Annotated in this window: 16 protein-coding genes and 1 pseudogene; 7 read left to right on the forward strand and 10 right to left on the reverse strand. The window is 71.6% G+C overall.

What is annotated here, in order from left to right:
• Window positions 1-15: 15 nt before the first annotated feature.
• The 3 genes from ABZO29_RS06330 (at window position 16) to ABZO29_RS06340 (ending at window position 3,728) form a co-directional block, all read left to right on the forward strand.
• The gene (locus ABZO29_RS06330) at window positions 16-1,269 is read left to right on the forward strand and encodes an aromatic acid exporter family protein (RefSeq protein ID WP_367319137.1); all 1,254 of its coding nucleotides are present in this window, start codon (window positions 16-18) and stop codon (window positions 1,267-1,269) included.
• Window positions 1,270-1,315: 46 nt separating this feature from the next.
• Window positions 1,316-2,380 carry a hypothetical protein gene (locus ABZO29_RS06335; protein WP_367319138.1) on the forward strand — a complete coding sequence of 355 codons (1,065 nt, stop codon included), beginning with the start codon at window positions 1,316-1,318 and terminating at the stop codon, window positions 2,378-2,380.
• Between the two features lie 100 nt (window positions 2,381-2,480).
• Window positions 2,481-3,728, forward strand: coding sequence for a lactonase family protein (locus ABZO29_RS06340; RefSeq protein WP_367319139.1), 1,248 nt, complete (start codon window positions 2,481-2,483; stop codon window positions 3,726-3,728).
• Here the strand turns inward: ABZO29_RS06340 and ABZO29_RS06345 are convergent.
• Window positions 3,696-4,421, reverse strand: a complete 726-nt coding sequence (locus tag ABZO29_RS06345) for a DUF2470 domain-containing protein (protein ID WP_367319140.1) — start codon at window positions 4,419-4,421, stop codon at window positions 3,696-3,698. The genes ABZO29_RS06340 and ABZO29_RS06345 overlap by 33 nt on opposite strands.
• Before the next feature lie 94 nt (window positions 4,422-4,515).
• Window positions 4,516-5,130: a TetR/AcrR family transcriptional regulator gene (locus tag ABZO29_RS06350; RefSeq protein WP_367319141.1), complete on the reverse strand. Its 615-nt coding sequence runs from the start codon at window positions 5,128-5,130 to the stop codon at window positions 4,516-4,518.
• A gap of 116 nt (window positions 5,131-5,246) precedes the next feature.
• On the opposite strand from ABZO29_RS06350, the gene ABZO29_RS06355 reads away from it, so the two are divergent.
• Window positions 5,247-6,761: a cytochrome P450 gene (locus ABZO29_RS06355; protein ID WP_367319142.1), complete on the forward strand. Its 1,515-nt coding sequence runs from the start codon at window positions 5,247-5,249 to the stop codon at window positions 6,759-6,761.
• Here ABZO29_RS06355 and ABZO29_RS06360 read toward each other — a convergent pair.
• Window positions 6,723-7,553, reverse strand: coding sequence for a pentapeptide repeat-containing protein (locus ABZO29_RS06360; RefSeq protein ID WP_367319143.1), 831 nt, complete (start codon window positions 7,551-7,553; stop codon window positions 6,723-6,725). The genes ABZO29_RS06355 and ABZO29_RS06360 overlap by 39 nt on opposite strands.
• A 141-nt stretch (window positions 7,554-7,694) precedes the next feature.
• Between ABZO29_RS06360 and ABZO29_RS06365 the strand changes: the two genes are divergently transcribed.
• A complete protein-coding gene (locus tag ABZO29_RS06365; RefSeq protein ID WP_367319144.1) occupies window positions 7,695-7,895 on the forward strand; it encodes a DUF5999 family protein in 201 nt (66 codons plus the stop codon).
• Between the two features lies 1 nt (window position 7,896).
• Here ABZO29_RS06365 and sigJ read toward each other — a convergent pair whose 3' ends face one another.
• The 3 genes and pseudogenes from sigJ to ABZO29_RS06380 form a co-directional block, all read right to left on the reverse strand.
• Complete coding sequence (sigJ, locus tag ABZO29_RS06370; protein WP_367319145.1) at window positions 7,897-8,790, reverse strand: RNA polymerase sigma factor SigJ; 894 nt, start codon at window positions 8,788-8,790, stop codon at window positions 7,897-7,899.
• Between the two features lie 9 nt (window positions 8,791-8,799).
• Entirely contained in the window at window positions 8,800-9,543 is a 744-nt protein-coding gene (locus tag ABZO29_RS06375) for a PIG-L deacetylase family protein (RefSeq protein WP_367319146.1), read from the reverse strand.
• Between the two features lie 37 nt (window positions 9,544-9,580).
• Window positions 9,581-9,808: pseudogene (locus tag ABZO29_RS06380) on the reverse strand (IS701 family transposase); the annotation flags it as partial.
• Window positions 9,809-10,194: 386 nt separating this feature from the next.
• Here ABZO29_RS06380 and ABZO29_RS06385 point away from each other — a divergent pair.
• On the forward strand, window positions 10,195-12,252 hold the full coding sequence (locus ABZO29_RS06385) for a protease pro-enzyme activation domain-containing protein (protein ID WP_367319147.1): 2,058 nt from the start codon (window positions 10,195-10,197) through the stop codon (window positions 12,250-12,252).
• A gap of 221 nt (window positions 12,253-12,473) precedes the next feature.
• Here ABZO29_RS06385 and ABZO29_RS06390 read toward each other — a convergent pair whose 3' ends face one another.
• On the reverse strand, window positions 12,474-13,166 hold the full coding sequence (locus ABZO29_RS06390; protein WP_367319148.1) for a dienelactone hydrolase family protein: 693 nt from the start codon (window positions 13,164-13,166) through the stop codon (window positions 12,474-12,476).
• A 192-nt stretch (window positions 13,167-13,358) separates the two neighbouring features.
• A complete protein-coding gene (locus ABZO29_RS06395) occupies window positions 13,359-14,021 on the reverse strand; it encodes a Tat pathway signal sequence domain protein (protein ID WP_367319149.1) in 663 nt (220 codons plus the stop codon).
• 305 nt (window positions 14,022-14,326) lie between these two features.
• Here ABZO29_RS06395 and ABZO29_RS06400 point away from each other — a divergent pair, with 305 nt between their 5' ends.
• Window positions 14,327-15,103, forward strand: coding sequence for a TetR/AcrR family transcriptional regulator (locus ABZO29_RS06400; protein WP_367319150.1), 777 nt, complete (start codon window positions 14,327-14,329; stop codon window positions 15,101-15,103).
• A 57-nt stretch (window positions 15,104-15,160) separates the two neighbouring features.
• On the opposite strand, the gene ABZO29_RS06405 is transcribed toward ABZO29_RS06400, so the two are convergent.
• The gene (locus ABZO29_RS06405; RefSeq protein ID WP_367319152.1) at window positions 15,161-16,435 is read right to left on the reverse strand and encodes a PucR family transcriptional regulator; all 1,275 of its coding nucleotides are present in this window, start codon (window positions 16,433-16,435) and stop codon (window positions 15,161-15,163) included.
• Window positions 16,436-16,565: 130 nt separating this feature from the next.
• On the reverse strand, window positions 16,566-17,567 hold the full coding sequence (locus tag ABZO29_RS06410) for an alpha/beta hydrolase (protein WP_367319153.1): 1,002 nt from the start codon (window positions 17,565-17,567) through the stop codon (window positions 16,566-16,568).
• Between the last annotated feature and the right edge of the window lie 59 nt (window positions 17,568-17,626).

The raw sequence follows: 17,626 nt of genomic DNA on the forward strand, positions 1-17,626 counted from the left end.
GGAACAGGCGAAGGGATGCAAGAGCAACGTGAGTGGTCGGCGGACGTCGTGCGCTTCGTGAAGCGCCGCCGGGATCCCGTGGTCGTACAGACGCTGCGGTCGGCGGCCGCGGCGACGATCGCGTACGTCATCGCGCTGCGCATCAGCCCCGAGGCCGCGCCGCTGACCGCCCCCCTGACCGCGCTGCTGGTCGTCCAGGTCACCCTGTACGCCACGCTCACCAACGGCATCCGCCGGGTGAACTCCGTGGTGGCCGGGGTCCTGGTCGCCATCGCATTCAGCCTCCTGGTGGGTCTGACCTGGTGGAGCCTCGCCCTGCTGATCGTGGCCTCGCTGGCCGTCGGGCATCTGGTGCGGGTCGACGAGTACGTGCCCGAAGTGGCGATCAGCGCGATGCTGGTGCTCGGCGTGACCACCGTCGGGGACACGGCCTGGGCGCGGGTGCTCGAGACCCTGATCGGCGCGGTCGTCGGACTGGCCTTCAACCTGCTGTTCGCCCCGCCGGTGTGGGTGGACGAGGCGGGCGAGTCGATCGAGGGGCTGGCCCGCCGGGTACGGCAGTTGATGCTGCGCGTGGGCGAGGAGGCAGCCGGCCGCACACCCGTCGAGGAGGCGACGGCCCGGCTCCACGAGGCGCGCCGGCTCGACCACGACATCGTCGAGGTGGACGCGGCGCTGCGGCAGGCCGAGGACAGCCTGCGGCTCAATCCGCGTGTGAGTGAGGGCCTGCTGCACCGGGTGGTGCTGCGCACCGGCCTGGACACGCTGGAGATCTGCACGGTCGTGCTGCGGGTGCTCGCCCGTACGCTCACCGACCTGGCCAAGGCCCGCGCACCCGAGCCGCTGTTCGCACCGGCGACGGGTGCCGCCGTGGAGCAGTTGCTGTCCGAGATCGCCGACGCCGTGGTCAGCTTCGCCGTGCTCGTGACCACCCACCTCAGCGAGAGCGCCGAGTCGGCGGAGGCGCGGCTGAGCACGGAACTGCGCACGGCGGTGGGCACCCGCGACAAGCTGGCCCTGCTGCTGCGTGAGGAGTCCGAACGCGAGACCCGGCACTGGCAGCTGCTCGGCGCCGTGCTGACCGAGGTCAACCGGATCCTCGACGAACTCGACACCGAGCACCGCTCGCGCCGTCTGCTGGAGGAACTGGACCGGGTGTCGCGGGAACAGCGCGAACGGATGCCCCGCCTGACCCGGCTGCGCGAGCGCCTGGGCGTTCAGGAGCAGCTGTGGCGGAACCGTACGGGGATCGGCCGGCGTTTTCCGTGAGGGAGCGCCGGGACGGGGCCGGCGCGGGAATCGAGGGAGCGGGCCGATGGCCGACACCGCCGTACGGATCGACGGGAACACGCTGCGGCTGCCGGGCGGTGTGGCGGTGCGGTTCGTGCGCACCCTGCGCCTGCCCGAGACGGGCACCCACCCGCTGCCGCCGGGGCTCGGCGAGTTCCCGGTCCGGCGGGTCTCCGACTTCCCGGACACCGTGCCCGAGCAGTGGCGGGCGCGCGGCGGGGTGATGCTGCCGGTGTACCTGCGCGAGGCCATGTGGCTGAGCTTCTCCGGGACCACCGAGCCGGCCGCACTGCAGGTCGGGGTGGGCAAGGTGTGCGCGGTCTCGGGCAAGCGCTGGAGCGGCGAGCTCTCGCGGCACCCGCAGAACTACGTCGTGCTGCCCCGCCAGCCCTGGCTGGACGGCATCAACTCCGGCAAGGGGACGGTCCGCCAGTTCGTGGCGGTGCCTCTCGGTCTGGGCGCGACCGTGGAGGGTCAGGTCACCGGCGAGGAGGTGTGGGGCGGTGTACAGCTGCAGTCCTTCCCGCTGAACGACGAGGCGCTGGCCGAGTGGCGGCGCGAGGAGGAGCGGCGCCGGGTCGAGGAGGTACGGCGCGTGAAGTCGGCCGGCGGCTACGGCGCCGCGCTGCCCATGGCGGCCCCGCCCGCGCCGGGCGCCGTACCGGCACCCGCTGCGGCGGCCGCTCCGGCGGGTCGGCCCCGGGCCGCCGCGGCCATGGGCCTCGGGGTCGGCGGTTCGATGCGCCAGGAGGTCTACAACGACGACCGTCCGCTGAAGGACTGGGCGCAGGACGCCGCCGGGCGGGTCTTCGTCCATCTCGTGACCCCTCCGGAGTGGCGCCGTATCACCGGCGAGGCGCCCCCGCCGTCACCCGTGGACCGCGCGGCGTACACGCGGGCGGGCCTGCCCTGGTACGACTACTACGACCAGGACGCCGAGGACCTCGCCCCGACGGGCACTCTCGAGGGCGTCAGGCCGGTCGGCGACTGGCTCGGCGACGACCTCGACCCCTGGCAGGAACCCGCACCGCACCAGGTCAAGCCGCTCAAGGACGCCCCGGGGAAGCCGGTGGAGGACGGCGACTGGTAGACGTCGCCGTTGTTGCGTCCGGGCCGTCTTTGCACTCGGGAGGCGTTCCGCGTCAGGGTGGTTGCCACGACGGGGGCAACCGACGACCTGAGGTGCGGGCATGGGCAGTGGTACGGAGGCGTCGCACGACGGCTGGAGCAGGCGGCGCTTCGTCGGCGCTCTGGGCGGGGCGGCCGCGGCCACGGCTCTGGGCGCCTGCGGCGGCGCGTCGGACACCCCGACGGCGGCCGGGGAGACTCGGCCGGCATCCGAGGAGACCCCGGCCACGTCACCGCAGGTGGCGCCCGGCTCCTCCGCCCCGGCATCGGCGCGCCCGTCCGGTCCCCGCCCCCTGTACATCGGCACGTACACCTCGGCCGAGGGCGGCGGCGAGGGCATCGGCCTCGCCACGTACGACGCGACGACGGGTCGTGTCACCGGCGACGGAACCGTCACCGGCGTCCGCGACCCGTCGTACCTCGCGGTGCACCCGGACGGCCGGACGCTGTACGCGGTCAGCGAGCGGGAGAAGGGTTCCGTGACCGCCGTGCGGCTCTCCGACCGCGGGATCCTGGGCAGCCGGCCGACGGGCGGGGCGTATCCCTGCCAGCTGTCGGTCCACCCGGGCGGGCGCTGGCTGCTCAGTGCCGACTACGGTTCGGGCACCGTGGCCGTGCACCCGATCGGGGCCTCGGGTGCGCTGGGCGAACGCACGGACCTGGTCAGGCACTCCACGCCGCCGCCGGGGCCGGGCCAGGAGGGCCCGCACGCCCACCAGTTCGTCACCGGCCCGGACGGCGGCCATGTACTCGCCGTCGACCTCGGCACGGACACCGTCTACACCTACCGTCTGGACACGCGCACCGGCCGGCTCACCGAGGTCGCCCAGGCGCACACCCGGCCGGGCGCGGGCCCGCGTCACCTGACGTTCCATCCCGGCGGCCGGTACGCCTACCTGGCCAACGAGTCCGACGACACGGTCGCGGTCTGCGCGTACGACCCGGCCACCGGCCGGCTCACCGTCGGCGGGCCGCAGTCCACCGGCAGCGGCAAGGGCACCAACTATCCGGCGCAGTTCGTGGTGACGCCGAACGGCGCGTACGCGTATCTCGCGAACCGGGGGCACAACAGCCTGGCGCGCTACGCCGTGGAGGCGGACGGGGCCCGGCTGCGGCTGCTCGGCACCGTGCCGGTGGCCGGGGACTTCCCGCGGCAGATCGCGCTCTCGCCGGACGGGAGGCTGCTGTTCGCCGCGAACCAGAGGTCCAGCACGGTCAGCGTCTTCCACGTGGACGGGGCGAACGGTGAACTGCGGCTCGCGGGCGAGCCGTTCGCGTCACCCGTCGCCGTCTGTGCGCTGCCGCTGTAGGGCGCGGGGGCAGGAGGCGGCGCTCGCCTGGGCGAGCAGCGCGTGCATGCGTTCGGTGAGCTGACCTACGTCGTCGGCGGGGGTGTGGAACGGCAGGCGTACGTCGCCGTGGGCGCGGGCGCGCTCGATGCGCAGCGTCAGTCCGTGCCGGTCGACGGCGAGGGGCTGGACGCGTACGGCGCCGTGCAGGCTGTCGGGTTCGACGAGCCGGGTGAGCCGCTCCACGGCGTCGGCATGGCAGTCGGCGAGGTGGGTGAGCAGCCGTGCCTCGGCCGCGGCGAGCGGGTCGGGTGCGGCGTCGGCGAACTCCTCGAGGTCGACGACGACGGCGGCGGAGGGCTGCTTCAGTACCACGCGAGTGGCCCGGAAGGCGAGGTGCCCGTCCTCGGGGGTGAACCAGCCGGCGAGCCAGAGCCGGGCGCGGATACGGTGGCGCACGGGGACGGGTGCGACGTCGGCGAACTCCAGCACGGCGGAAGGCTCGCCGCGGGGCGCGCAGATCGCGGCCGCGAGCAGGGCGCTGTCCTCGGGCAGGTGTGCAAGCACCCGGCCGTCCTCGTCCACGGTGTGTGCGCCGACGAGTTCCTCGCGGCCGCCGTTCGCGGTCACGCTGCAGGACCACGCCGTGGCGAGCACCGACCGGGCACGCTCCGCCGCGGCAGGCGCGGCGATCCAGCTCTGGCTGTCACCCATGCCAGGACCTCCTTAGGTAAGCCTTGCCTAACCTACCGAAGATCAGGGGTGTCCGCCAACCACGGGGACGGTTCGGATCCGGGCAATACGGAGATCACTCCGCCGGCGAAACAACCCCCAGCAAGGCCCGCGCACACAGATCGCGCACCTGCTCCCTCGACAGATCCGGGCCCCGCAGCCACTCCAGGCAGACCGCGGTGGTGAACGCCAGCCAGCCCCGCACGGCCAGCCGCACGTCCGGCCGCTCCTCGAAGAGCGGGCCGAACTCCGGGTCCGCGGCCAGGGCCGCCAGGATCTGGCGCTCCTGTGCGGCCAGGGCCCGTTGGTAGACCCGGCGCACGGTCCGGTCGCCCGCGGCGTCGGCGCGGTGGAAGGCGCGGTAGCCGTGGGCGTGGGCCTCGACGTACTCCAGATAGGTGTCGAGACCGGCGGTGAGCTGCTCGCGGACCGGGACACCGGGCACTGCGGCCGTCATACGCAGCATCCGCTCGCTCTCCCGCTCGACGACCGCGGCGAAGAAGTCCCGCTTGGTCGGGAAGTAGTGGTACAGCAGTCCGCGGGAGACGCCCGCGATCTCGGCGACCTGCTCGATCCACACGTCGTCGTACGGGTTCTCCGAGAACAGGCGTGCCCCGACCGACAGCAGCTGCTCCCTGCGCTCCGCGGTACTGAGCCGGCGCCGTGTGCGCTCCCCCTGGTTCGCGGCCATGCCCGCACTTTACTTGACGCCGGTTCAACAACAGGACCAGACTGAACCGCGTTATTGAACCCACGTACAACATGCGCTGCGTCGCAACGTGTCGCCGGATCAAGGGAGATCGCGTCATGGCGGGGACGACGACAGGGGACGTACTGCCGAAGGGGTTCCGCGGCGCGGAGCTCGGCTGGCCCGAGCTGGACCGCATACCGCATCCGCCGTACCGGCTGCCCCTGCTCGGTGACCTGCTGGGCGCGAGCCGGCGGACGCCTCTGCAGGACTCCCTGCGCTACGCGCGGCAGCTGGGGCCGATCTTCCGGCGCAAGGTGTTCGGCAACGAGTTCGTGTTCGTGTGGGGTGCCGGCCTCGCCGCCGACATGGCCGACGAGACGCGCTTCGCCAAGCACGTCGGGCTCGGTGTCGCCAATCTGCGGCCGGTCGTCGGGGACGCGCTGTTCACGGCGTACAACCACGAGCCGAACTGGCAACTGGCGCACGACGTCCTGGCGCCCGGTTTCAGCCGCGAGGCCATGGTGGCCTACCACCCGATGATGCTGGACGTGGCCGCGCGGCTCACCGACCACTGGGACCGCGCGTCGGCGGCGGGCCGCCCGGTGGACGTGCCCGGGGACATGACCAAGCTGACCCTGGAGACGATCGCGCGCACCGGGTTCGGGCACGACTTCGGTTCCTTCGAACGCTCCCGTCCGCATCCCTTCGTGACGGCGATGATCGGCACGCTCACCTACGCACAGCGCCTCAACACGGTCCCCGCGCCGCTGACCCCGCTGGTGCTGCGCGGCGCGAGCCGCCGCAACGAGGCCGACATCGCCTACCTCAACCGCACGGTCGACGACCTGGTGCGGGCCCGCCGTACGGCGGGCGGGGAGGGCGACCTCCTCGACCGGATGCTGCAGACCGCGCACCCGGAGACCGGCGAGCGCCTGTCCGCGGAGAACGTCCGCCGCCAGGTCATCACCTTCCTGGTCGCGGGCCACGAGACCACCTCGGGCGCGCTCTCCTTCGCCCTGCACCACCTCTCCCGGCACCCGGACGTCGCGGCCCGGGCCCGCGCCGAGGTGGACCGGGTGTGGGGCGACACCGCCGTGCCCGGGTACGACCAGGTGGCCAAGCTGCGTTACGTGCGCCGGGTCCTCGACGAGGCGTTGCGGCTGTGGCCGACCGCGCCCGCCTTCGCGCGGGAGGCGCGGGAGGACACGGTGCTGGGCGGGCGGCATCCGATGCGGCGGGGCGCCTGGGCGCTGGTGCTGACGGCGATGCTGCACCGGGATCCCGAGGTGTGGGGTGCGGACGCCGAACACTTCGACCCGGACCGCTTCGACGTGGCCGCCGTACGGGCCCGTCCGCCGCACACCTTCAAACCGTTCGGGACCGGGGCGCGGGCATGCATCGGGCGGCAGTTCGCGCTGCACGAGGCGACGCTGGTCCTCGGACTGCTGCTGCGCCGCTACGAGCTGCGGCCCGATCCGGCCTACCGGCTGCGGGTCACCGAGCGGCTGACGCTGATGCCGGAGGGGCTGCGGCTGCGCCTGGAGCGGCGTACGGGAGTGGCCCGGGGAGCGGTGGAAGCCCAGGTGACGCCGTCAGAGCCGCGCTGTCCAGTACACGGGGCGGGTGACTGACGTCGGCAGTGCGGTGCCGGCACCCCCCCGGGCCGCGTTCAGCTGCGGCTGGGTGAGGAAGAACGCGCCGGTGAGATCGGCGTCCGTGAGGTCGGCGTCGCGCAGGTCGGCACCGATCAGATCCGCGCCACGCAGGTCGGCACCGGTGAGGTCGGCGGCTATCAGGTAGGCGCCGCGGAGGTTGGCGCCGCGCAGATCGGCGCCCTTGAGACGCGCGCCGATCAGGTCCGCGCCCCGGCGTTCCTTGCGGCGGCCGCGGATGCCGGCCCGCACCAGCTCGCTGGTCTTCAGCAGGAGGCCGTTGACCTCCTGACGGTGTGCGGCCACGTCCAGCGCGACGAGTTCCCCGGGAGTCTGCCGGGTGAGCCGCTCGGTCCGCTCCAGGGCGCGGCGCAGATCGGCGTGGACGGGTCGGGCGGCGGGGAGGGTGAGTGCCTCGGTCAGGTACCAGAGCAGTTCGTGCAGCTGCCGGACGACCGGGAACACGTCGAACATCCGGCGGGCGTGCTCACGCGATCCGCCACGCCAGTCCTGCCCGCCGAAGGTGACCTGCGAGACCGTCTGCCCGGCGCCGAAGCAGTCGTAGACCGTACAACCGGTGAACCCTTTCTGCCGGAGCTTCGCGTGGATCCCGCACCGGTGGTCGTCCCGAAGATTCGGACAGGGTGTCCCGGCGTCCTTGGTCATCGCGAAGTCGGCGGACGCGGCGAACGGCAGGGCGACGCAGCACAGGCCGAAGCAGTTGCCGCAGTCGCCTCGCAGTCGGGACCGGTCGGCTGTCTGATCCTGCATGGCGCCCAGCCTACGACCCGTAACCTCACCGAGGGATTTCCGGCCTTGTGGGTGTCCCCTCATACAACGGAAAACAAGCTGCGCTACCACTTGGGGAGCGGCCGAAGCAGGCAGGAGCCCAACTCATCCGGGAGCGACGCCATGTGCACTCACCAGCCTCTGTGCCCCTCCGCCGACAGCCCCGACCACGACGCCGCCGTCATCGTGTCGGGCCACCCCGAGCAGGGCTGGTACCTGCTGTGCAACGGCACGATCGTCTTCGACGACACCGGTGAGCTCCTGCCCGACGGCCGGGCGGTGGGCCCGCATCGCACGCGGGGCCCACTTCCCGTGACCGTCTGACTCACCCGGCGAGGTCCGGCAGATCGAGGCCCGCGAGGCGCTCGGGGTCGGCCAGGATGTGCAGTGCGACGATCCTGCCGTCGGCGACGGTGACGCCCATGACCGACAGCGGCTGCCCGTCGCGGACGTTGAGGATCCCGACCGAACCGTTGACCAGCGCCTGCCGCCCGTAGGGCGCGAACTCCCGGAACAGGACCGCCTGTTCGGCCACTGCCTTCGCCCCGCGCACCAGCTTCGACGCGGCCGCACCCGTGAGGGCCCCGGAGTCGGCACGCAGCACCACATCGGGGTCGAGGACCGCGAGCAGCGCCTCGAAGTCCCCGGCACGGCTGGCCGCCATGAAGGCGTCCACGACCTCGCGCTGCCGGGCAACATCGGGCTCGGCCGGTACGGTCGCGCCCTGCACCCGGCGCCGGGCCCGGCTGGCCAGCTGCCGGGTCGCCGCCGAGTTGCGCTCCACGACGGGTGCGATGTCGTCGAACGGCACGGCGAACATGTCGTGCAGCACGAACGCGAGCCGCTCGGCGGGGTCCAGGGTCTCCAGAACCACGAGGAGCGCCAGTCCGACCGAGTCGGCCTGCAGGACCTCCTGCTCCGGGTCGACCTGGGCGAGCGGCCTGACCACGGGGTCCGGGACGAAGGTGTCGTCCTCCATCGGCTGCTCACGCCGGGCCGTACGCGACCGCAGCATGTCCAGGCAGACCCTGCCGGTCACCGTGGTGAGCCAGCCCCCGAGGTTGCGGATGTCGCTGGTGTCGGTACGCCCGAGCTTCAGCCAGGTCTCCTGGACCGCGTCCTCCGCCTCGGCGAGCGAGCCGAGCATGCGGTAGGCCACGGCGTTCAGATGCCCGCGGTGCTCCTCGAACCGGACCGCCAGCAGATCCGTGCCGGTCATGAACGCCCCCTATCGGCTGAACAGTTCGAAGGCCACGGCCGGCGTGCCGCCGAAACGCTCGCCCACGGACGCCGCCACCCCGTTCAGGAATCCCCGTGCGTACGCTTCCGGGTCCTCCTCCGTCAACGCCTCGATGTACGTGCGGTGTTCGAGCAGGGAGCGCACCGCCCGCTCCAGGCCCGGCGTCGCGTCCACGGCGTGGGTGGGCGAGGCGGAGCCGGCGATGGCGACCCAGCGGACGCCGCTCCAGGGCTCCAGGCCCTGTTCGACGAGCTCCGGGAAGATCCAGCGGTTGCCCGCGTCGGCGGCCGCGTCGAGGGTCGCACGGCCGACCGCCACATGGTCCGGCGTGTTCCAGGCGACGCCGCCCCAGGTGTCGCGGTGGTTGAGGGTGATCACCAGCTCGGGGCGGTGGCGGCGGATGGCGGCGGCGATGTCGCGGCGCAGGGCGGGGCCGTACTCGATCACACCGTCCTTGTGGTCGAGGAACTCCACCGCCGAGACCCCGACGACCGCCGCGCTCGCCCGCTGCTCCTGCTCCCGCAGCGGGCCGCACTTCGCGGGCTCCAGCGTGTCGATGCCCGCCTCGCCCCGGGTGGCCAGGACGTAGGCGACCTCGCGGCCCCCGTCGGTCCAGGCGGCGATCGCCGCCGAGCAGCCGTACTCGAGGTCGTCCGGGTGGGCGACGACCGCGAGGGCGCGCCGCCAGTCGGCGGGCATGGGCTGGAGCTGAGTGATCGTCGGCTCGGTCATGGAGTCAGCCTAATACTCCGGCTGTAGAACGTGATCTTCATGTCTGGGTCGCGGTTTGTCGGCGGTAGTGGCTGGCCCGGGCTCGGGCCTGGTGGCGACGTCGCCAGTCGGACCAGCCGAGCCGGTGGGCTACGGCGTGCTCGGGTCGGCCGACGAGCGTGGTGAACGGCCGATGGATCTCGTTGCAGGTGAGCGGGATCAGCCCGTCCGGGGCTGGCTCGCGGGCGTGCTCGGCGGCGCGGACGACGGCGAGGAAGGCGTGGGCGGCCGCCCTCCGGCAATGCCACGGTAGTTGGCGCCGTGGCGGCGAGGCGGTGTCACGCCAGTTGGGGGTGGTGTCGTGGGTGAGGCGGCGGGTCATCCGGGAGTCAGAACTGCTCACCCAGCGACGGCCGTTCACCTGGGAGTCCTGTCGGGAGCCTTACTTTTTCTACACATTGCGAGCCAGGAGCGCTCAAACCTCCGACTATTCAGGAGTTGACGGGTCCGGATATTCATCGGGAGCGGTGTCGGCTGCAGGGCACCGTGCACTGAGGCGCTGCTGCACCCGCCGCGGCGCGAGGAGGACAGCGGCCGCCGCGGTGTCAACGACCCCTGATGCCAAGGGCGCCGCCTGGGTAAACCCGGGCACGCCCCGGGGAAGGGATCCAGTTGCTCACCGAGTCCCGGACCGGCCGGATACGCCGGACGACCACTTCCGCCAGCCGCCCCCGCGGCGCGCCGACCGCGGCCACGCTGCTGACCGCCGCACTCGTCGGCGCCTTTCTCGTAGCGAGTCCCGCCGCCGCCTCGGCGACGGCCGCGGTCGCGCACACGCACCCCGCCTGGGCCACCGCGACGGCCGACCATGGTGCGGCAGCCGCCTCCACCACGTTGACCCCCACGGTCTTCTACGCCGGGCAGGACCCCGCCGGCATGACCGCTTACGCGCAGGCCGTCTCCACGCCGACCAGCCCCTTCTACCGCCACTACCTCACCCCCGCCGAGTACCACGCGCGCTTCGGCGCCACCGCCGCGCAGGTCAAGGCGGTGCGGTCCTGGCTCACCGGGGCCGGCCTGAAGATCACCTCGTCGGACAAGGCCGGTGTCACCGTGACCGGCACCACCCCGGCCATCCAGAAGGCCTTCGGCGTCACCCTGCGCAGCTACAAGATCAAGGGTGAGAGCTACGTCGCACCGACGGCCGACGCGCAGGTGCCCGCCGCGGTCGCCGCGGACGTGGGCACCATCACGGGCCTGACGACGATGCCGACCGTGATGCGGCCGGCGGGCCCGCTCGGCCAGGTCACCACGAGCCTCGCCAAGGGCGTGACAGGCGCCAAGGCCACCGCCTCCAAGGGCCGCAACGGCGCCACCTTCCTCGGCCCGGCCCGCTGCTCCTCCTACTACGGCGAGGTCAAGGACGACACCGTCCCTCCGTTCAACGGCAAGCAGAACCCGTACGTCACGTGCGGATACAAGCCCTCCCAACTGCGCGGCGCGTACGGCGTCACCCGCTCCAAGCTCACCGGCAAGGGCGCTACGGTCGCCATCGTCGCCGCCTACGGCTCCCCCACGATGCTCGCCGACGCGAACAAGCACGCAGAGAACCACGGCGACAAGCCGTTCAGGGACGGCCAGTACACCGAGATGGTCACCCCGGAGCAGTGGACCGACCTGAACCGCTGCGGCGGCACCAACGGCTGGGCGATCGAGCAGACTCTGGACGTCGAGGCCCTGCACGCGATGGCGCCGGACGCGAACGTGCGCTACTACGGCGCGAACACCTGCAGAGACGCGGGATTCCTCAAGGTCTTCCAGACGATCAACGACACGCACGGCGCCGACATCGTCTCCAACTCGTGGGGCGCAGCCATCTACCGGACCACCGGCGACGTGGACCTGGCGTCGATCGCCGAGTTCAACCGGGTCTTCGCGCAGGGGGCCATCGAGGGCATCAGCTATCAGTTCTCCACGGGCAACTGCGGCCCCGATGACCCGGCCACCTTGTGCGGCATGTTCAGCGAGTCGTCGACACCGCAGCCCCATTTCCCGGCCTCCAGCCCGTGGGTGACCGCCGTCGGCGGCACCAGCATGGGCATCGGCGCACGCAACCAGGCACTGTGGAGCACCGCGTGGGGCACCCATGCGTGGTACCTGCTGAACGACGCCTGGTTCCCGGGCGGCTGGGTGTTCGGCGGCGGTGGCGGCACCAGCTCCCTCTTCAGGCAGCCCTTCTACCAGCAGGGCGTGGTCTCGACCGAGCTCGCCAAGACGCTGCCGAACGGCACGAAGGTCGCCAACCCGATGCGGGTGACCCCGGACGTGTCGATGCCCGCCGACCCCTTCACCGGCTTCATCGTCGGCATGACCGTGGCTCAGTCCGACGGCAGCACCGGCTACGCCGAAACCAGCATGGGCGGCACCAGCCTCGCCTGCCCGCTGTTCGCGGGCCTTCAGGCCTCCGCCATCCAGGCGCAGGGCGGAGAGAACATCGGCTGGGCGAACCCCGCCATCTACGCACGCGCCGGCAGCCACGCCTTCACCGACCTGACCGCCACCGGCCCCGGCAGCCACGAGGCCAGTGTCCTTCCGGCCTCCGCGGACGTCCCGACCGTCACTGTGAACTTCGGCGACAACCATCTGCTGAAGGCGGGCCGCGGCTACGACAACACCAGCGGTGTCGGCACCCCCTCGCCGTACTACCTCTGGTCGTACCGTATCCGTTAGCAAGCGGCACCGAGCACGTGCAGTAACGCGAAGCGGCAGGCATTCCGGCGGACGGACCGGGGCCTGCCGCTTCCGCTCTGTGTCAGGGTTGCGTATGTCCTGGGCCGGCACGGTTGACGTACAGGATGCTCTCGAGGTTGTTCCGACCACCAAGGGATCGGAGCGCGGCAGGCGCGGACCGTCCTCGGAGGACGGTCCGCGCCTGCCGCGCTCTTGATGGGTCAGAGAGGACAGGTGCCCTCGAAGACGGCGGTATTGGGGTCGTTCGGGATCGGGCAGAGGAACTGGTCGTAGCGGGTGTCGTCGTCCACGAAGCGTTTGAGCCAGGCGATGCTGTACTTGGCGATCGTGGTGTTGGGGCTGGCGAAGGTGAAGTGATCGGCGCCCTTCAGCTCGACGAACGCCTTCTCGTGGGCTTTGGTCAGCGCATCGTAGGCGGGCCGGGCGAAGGTGGAGACGGGGGCGACGGTGTCGCCATCGGCCCCGAAGATCATGGTGGGCACGATGATCTGCTCGCCGACGTTCGTGATGTCCCAGGGCGCCAGAGGGATCGCCGCCTTGAGCGCCGGATTGGCCGCCGCACTCTGCAGAGAGCCGCCACCACCCATGGACCACCCCATCACGGCCAGCCTGTTGGGGTCGATCCTGCTTTTGACCGAGCTTTTCGTGGTCAGGTAGTTGAGCGCGGCGAGTTGTTGTCTGCTGCGGTCGGACGGGAAGTCCCACAACGCATTGGTGTCCAGGGTCATCACCACGAAGCCCTGAGAAGCCAGCCGTGGCCCGTACCAGGCGATCTGGGCCTGCCCGGAGACGAAGCCCGGCATGACGACGATGGCGCCGAAGGTGCCCTGGCTCGTGTCGGTCGGGTAGTAGATGGTGCCGTTGTTGAAACCAGGGCCACTTCCCGCCGGCACGGTGACGGAAGAGACGGCGAACGGGCCGGTGACGGCGGTGAGCTCGCCTCGGTGGGGGCCGGGCCACGCTCGTAGGGGTTACCGGAGGCCGCGTGGACAGGGGTGGCGAGCGCGATCGAGACCACGACCGCAAGGAACGCCATGAGCGCTCGGGGGCTGAGCAGTTTCACGGGAGTCCTCTCGGACGTGCTGTCAGTTGGTGTAGACGGCCGGGGCACCGGCGACACTGCTGTCGACCACGGGGGCGTAGCTGGCCGTGAAGTAGCCGTTGCCCGCGCACAGCGCCGAGCCGGAGACCTTCCTGAAGGCCTGGTTGGTGAAGGTCAGGTCGCTGGCACCGTTGGAGCTCGTTCCGGAGAGGCTGGGCGCCTGGTAGACGCAGGTGGCGGAGCCCAGCAGGGTGGAGAGCACCACCGTGGTCTGGATGCTGCCACCCGGGGCCGGGGTCACCGTGACGGTACCGTCGGAGGCGGCGGAGGTGGCGTAGGGCAGGGCGTCGACGGTGATGCTGCGCACCGCGGTGACGCCGAAGATGTTGCTGGTGCAGCCGCTGAAGGTCTGGGAGGTCGCGGACTCGGTGGCGACGCCCGGGGCCGCGGGGTTCGACGTCACCGTGGCGGAGAGCGTCGATCCCGTGCAGGCGATGCGGGAGGTGCCGTCGCTGGTGGTGGCGAGGGTGGCTGTGGTGCCGCTCGCCAGCGAGGCGGTGAGCACGTCGCCGACGGAGACCGCGTTTCCGGCGGCGCTGCCGTAGGTGAGCACGGCGCTGTCCGCCGAGGCGGCAGCGGCTGGGAGAAGGGCCAGGGCCGTCAGGGCGGCCGTGGCGGCGAGGGCGGGGACTGTGAACCTGGGCATGCGGGGTCCTCTGCTGTGAGTGCAGGTGGCGAGTGCGGGTTCGCCGGCCCCGACTCGGGGTGAACGCGGTGACCCGGGCAAGGCGGTTCCCGGACTGCGGGAACGGCTGGTCCGATGTGCGCCCCTGGCCCGAGGCCAGGGGGGAGTGCTCACTTGCTGGCGGTCTTGCGCGTGCGTGACACTGTCGGCTCCGGCGGCTCTACGGCCGCAGGTCCGCGCAAGTTGAAAACCTGTGAGAGTTGTAAACCTGACGGGTATTCAAGTCAATACACTGCACATGAGTTCGCGACGAAAGAGGACGAGCCATGGCCGCAGGGACGTCGACGCCTCCTCAGCTGGTGCTGCCCGGTACCCGTGCCGGACGCGACCCCGAGCGCTCGCTGCGACGAGGCCCACGCCGAACCTCACCCGAGGCGGTCACCGCCAACCAGCGCGACAGACTGCTCGACGGCTTTGTGCACACCGTCGCCGAGGTCGGCTACGCCGGTACTCGCATCAGCGACGTCTGCCGGGCCGCGGGCGTGACCCGACCGGTCTTCTACGAGATCTTCGACGGCAAGGAGGACGCCTTCCTCGCCGCTCACCGGTATGGCACCTCCCTGGTCTTCGACGCCATGGAGCACGCCCACTCAGAGGCCTCCGACTGGCCGGGCCGGGTGCGGGCCGGGCTCGGCGCGCTGCTCGGCATCCTGGCCGAAGCCCCCGCGTTCGCGACGATGGCCGTCGTGGAGATCGACGCGGTCGGGCCTGCGGGACGGGTGGCGCGCGAGGCGATGTTGGCCCGTTTCCGGGACTTCTTCACGGACCTGCCCGATGTCGAACTCCCCTTCCCTGTCGATGAGTTGATCGACACGGTGGTCGGCGGTGTGTACTCCGCGATCTACCGGCGGATCGCCGCCGGCCGGACCGCCGACCTGCCGGATCTGCTTCCGGGTCTGACGTTTTCCGTTCTGGCTCCCTTCCTCGGCCCGGAACTCGCCGCGGCCGGCCTCGGCGAACCGGCGTCCTCTTCCCGCCCCCACCCGGGCTGTCCGGCCCCGTCCCCGGACACCGGAGACAGCGAACGTTCGACGAGGCGGTGAGCACCTCTTCGCAGGAGGACGCCCGTCTGAGGTCTGGAACAGGCTGTGGCGCGACACTCAGGTGCCCGTCGAGCGCAGGGGGGACGCCGGGGGCCGGACGTATTCCGGTGCCGGCCGGGAATGCTCACGGTCAGGGCCCGGACGGTCCCGTTCGCGGGGCGGGCCGAAGGCCACGTTCGCCCGCAGGGCCATCTCCAACTCGAAACGGGCCTCCGCGTCCCGCAGTGCCTCGCCGAACACCTTCTCCAGCTGCCTCATCCGGTACCGCACGGTCTGCGGATGGACGTGCAGCCGCACGGCGGTCACCCCCACGCTGCTCTCGCTCTGTAACCAGGCCAGCAACGTCTCCGCCAGCCGGTCACGCTGCGGTGCGGGGATTCCGGCCAGCGGTGCCAGAGCCCGGGACGACAGTGCCCGGATCAGCGGCTCGTCCGCGTAGAGGACCAGCGTCGAGAGGTGGTCGGCGCACCGGAGCACGCCGTCACCTGGCAGGATTCCACGACGCATCAGCGACAGAGCCCGTGCCGCACAGCGCAGTGAGTCGACGATCTGGGACAGCGGGACGGTCGGCCCGACCGCGGTGGGCCGACCGCGCAGCACGGGTGCGAGGGCGTGCCTTCGTGGCACGCCGGGCCTGTCCGGGTCCGGGATGACCAGGCGTGCGGGGCGTGCGCTCATGTCGGCCAGCACTCCGGCGGGCAGCAGCAGTTCGTCGTCCTCCTGCTCGATTCCGTCCACAGCCATGACCGCGACACGCCTGGGCATGGCCCAGCGTGCGGTGCGGGCAAGTTCCTCGACCGCTTCGGCGGAGGCCGGAGGATCGGCGAACAGCAGGTCCATCAGGCGTTTGCGGCGGCGCTGCAACTCGCCGGTGCTGTGCAGCCGGGCCTCGCCGTGGCCTTCGGTGGCCGCCTGCATGATCTCGTGCATGTGGGTGAAGGCCGCCTCCGCCAGCGCGGCCACCTCGCCGGAGTCCAGCCCGAGTTCGTCGGCGGCCTTCGCCAGGCGCCGCCAGGCGGCCCGCCCGCCGAGCCGGAGCGCGGCCTGCAGCACTTCCAGGCCACGTCCTTCACCGGCTTCGCCCCGCCCGATCTCCTGGTAGGTGCGAGCGACACGCTCCTGATCCTGGTCGACGTCGGCGATGCGGTCCACGAAGAGCGTCAGAGCCCGTCTGACTCCGGCTCTGATGGTTCGCACATACGCGTCGTCGGCGGGCCGCGCGTATTCGGGTACCTGAAGCTGTACCTCGTGTTCGATTTCCTTGGTGATCTCGTCGAGATGCGGACGCAGAAAGTCCGCCAATCGCTGGGGGACGACGGCGAAGGGATCCATCCTGGCTGCTCCTACCGCTCGGTCAAGGCGGCACAACCGAAGACGATATCCCCCGCGGGACTCCGCCGAACTGTTCCTCAACTGATAAGACGGGCTGGGAAGTTGTCCGTTCATGACAAACACGCAGGGATCAGGCCGGCACACCGAGCGCCGCGGCGAGTACCGGCCAGGAGGTGACGAACTCCCGCTTCCAGTCGCTCCATTGGTGACCGCCGCCCTGATAGAGGTGCTGGGTGACCGGGACACCCAGGCGGCCGAGTTCGGTGACGAAGCTCTGGGTGGAGGGAGCCACGAGGCTCTCCAGGACTCCGGGCAGCAGGGCGTCGACACCGCCGCTGATGAGCTGCGCGATCGCGAGGATGATGGCGAGAGGGCTGCTGAGGCTGCCGCTTCCCGCGGAGACGTAGAGCGCGGTGCCCCGCAGGGCGTTCGCTCGGGCCAGGGGGTTGTAGTCCTGCCACGTGGCCGAGTCGCGGGTCGGATCGCCCCACAGCGACAGAGGGTCGAGGCTCTCTCGCGCCACGATCGCCTGGATGATCGTCGGCATCCTCGTCGCCCTGGTGTCGGGAATACCGCTGTACGACGCGGCGGCCACGAACATTCCCGGATGGCGGGCGGCGTGCGCCATGGCCCCGTACCCTCCCGTCGACACACCGGCGACGGCCCGGACACGGGAGGCCCGGTAACCGGCGCTCAGCACCGCCGGAACCTCCTGGAGCTGGAAGGTCTCGTAGTCGAGGCCGGTCCGCCACCGCGTGGGGATGGCGGTGGGACCTCCGTCCGGCATGGCGACGATGAGGTCCCGGTTCGCCGTGACCGCCTCGATGTCGGTCTCCCTGGTCCACGAGGTGTAGTCGTCGTGCGCGCCGTGCAGGAGGTAGAGCACCGGCCAGGTCCGGCCGGGTCGGTCGGCGTAGGAGGTCGGCAGGATGATCCGCACGGGCGCGGTGCGGCCCAGCGCGGCGGAGGGAACGCCGAGGTCGTAGGTGCGGGGGCCCAGTCGGCTGACGGTGACATCGGCGGCCGAAGCCACCCGGGCCCCGGCCAGCACCCCCGCGACTCCGAGGGCGGCGGCCTTGGCGACGGTACGGCGGGACGGACCGCGGTGGTGAGCGGACGGGCGGTCGGACATGGCAGGCGGCTCCTTGCGGGGGTCGGGAGGAGACGAGGACGGAAGTTCCGGTGCCGGCC

Origin of the sequence: Streptomyces sp. HUAS ZL42 (assembly GCF_040782645.1) — a bacterium.
GTDB lineage: Bacteria > Actinomycetota > Actinomycetes > Streptomycetales > Streptomycetaceae > Streptomyces.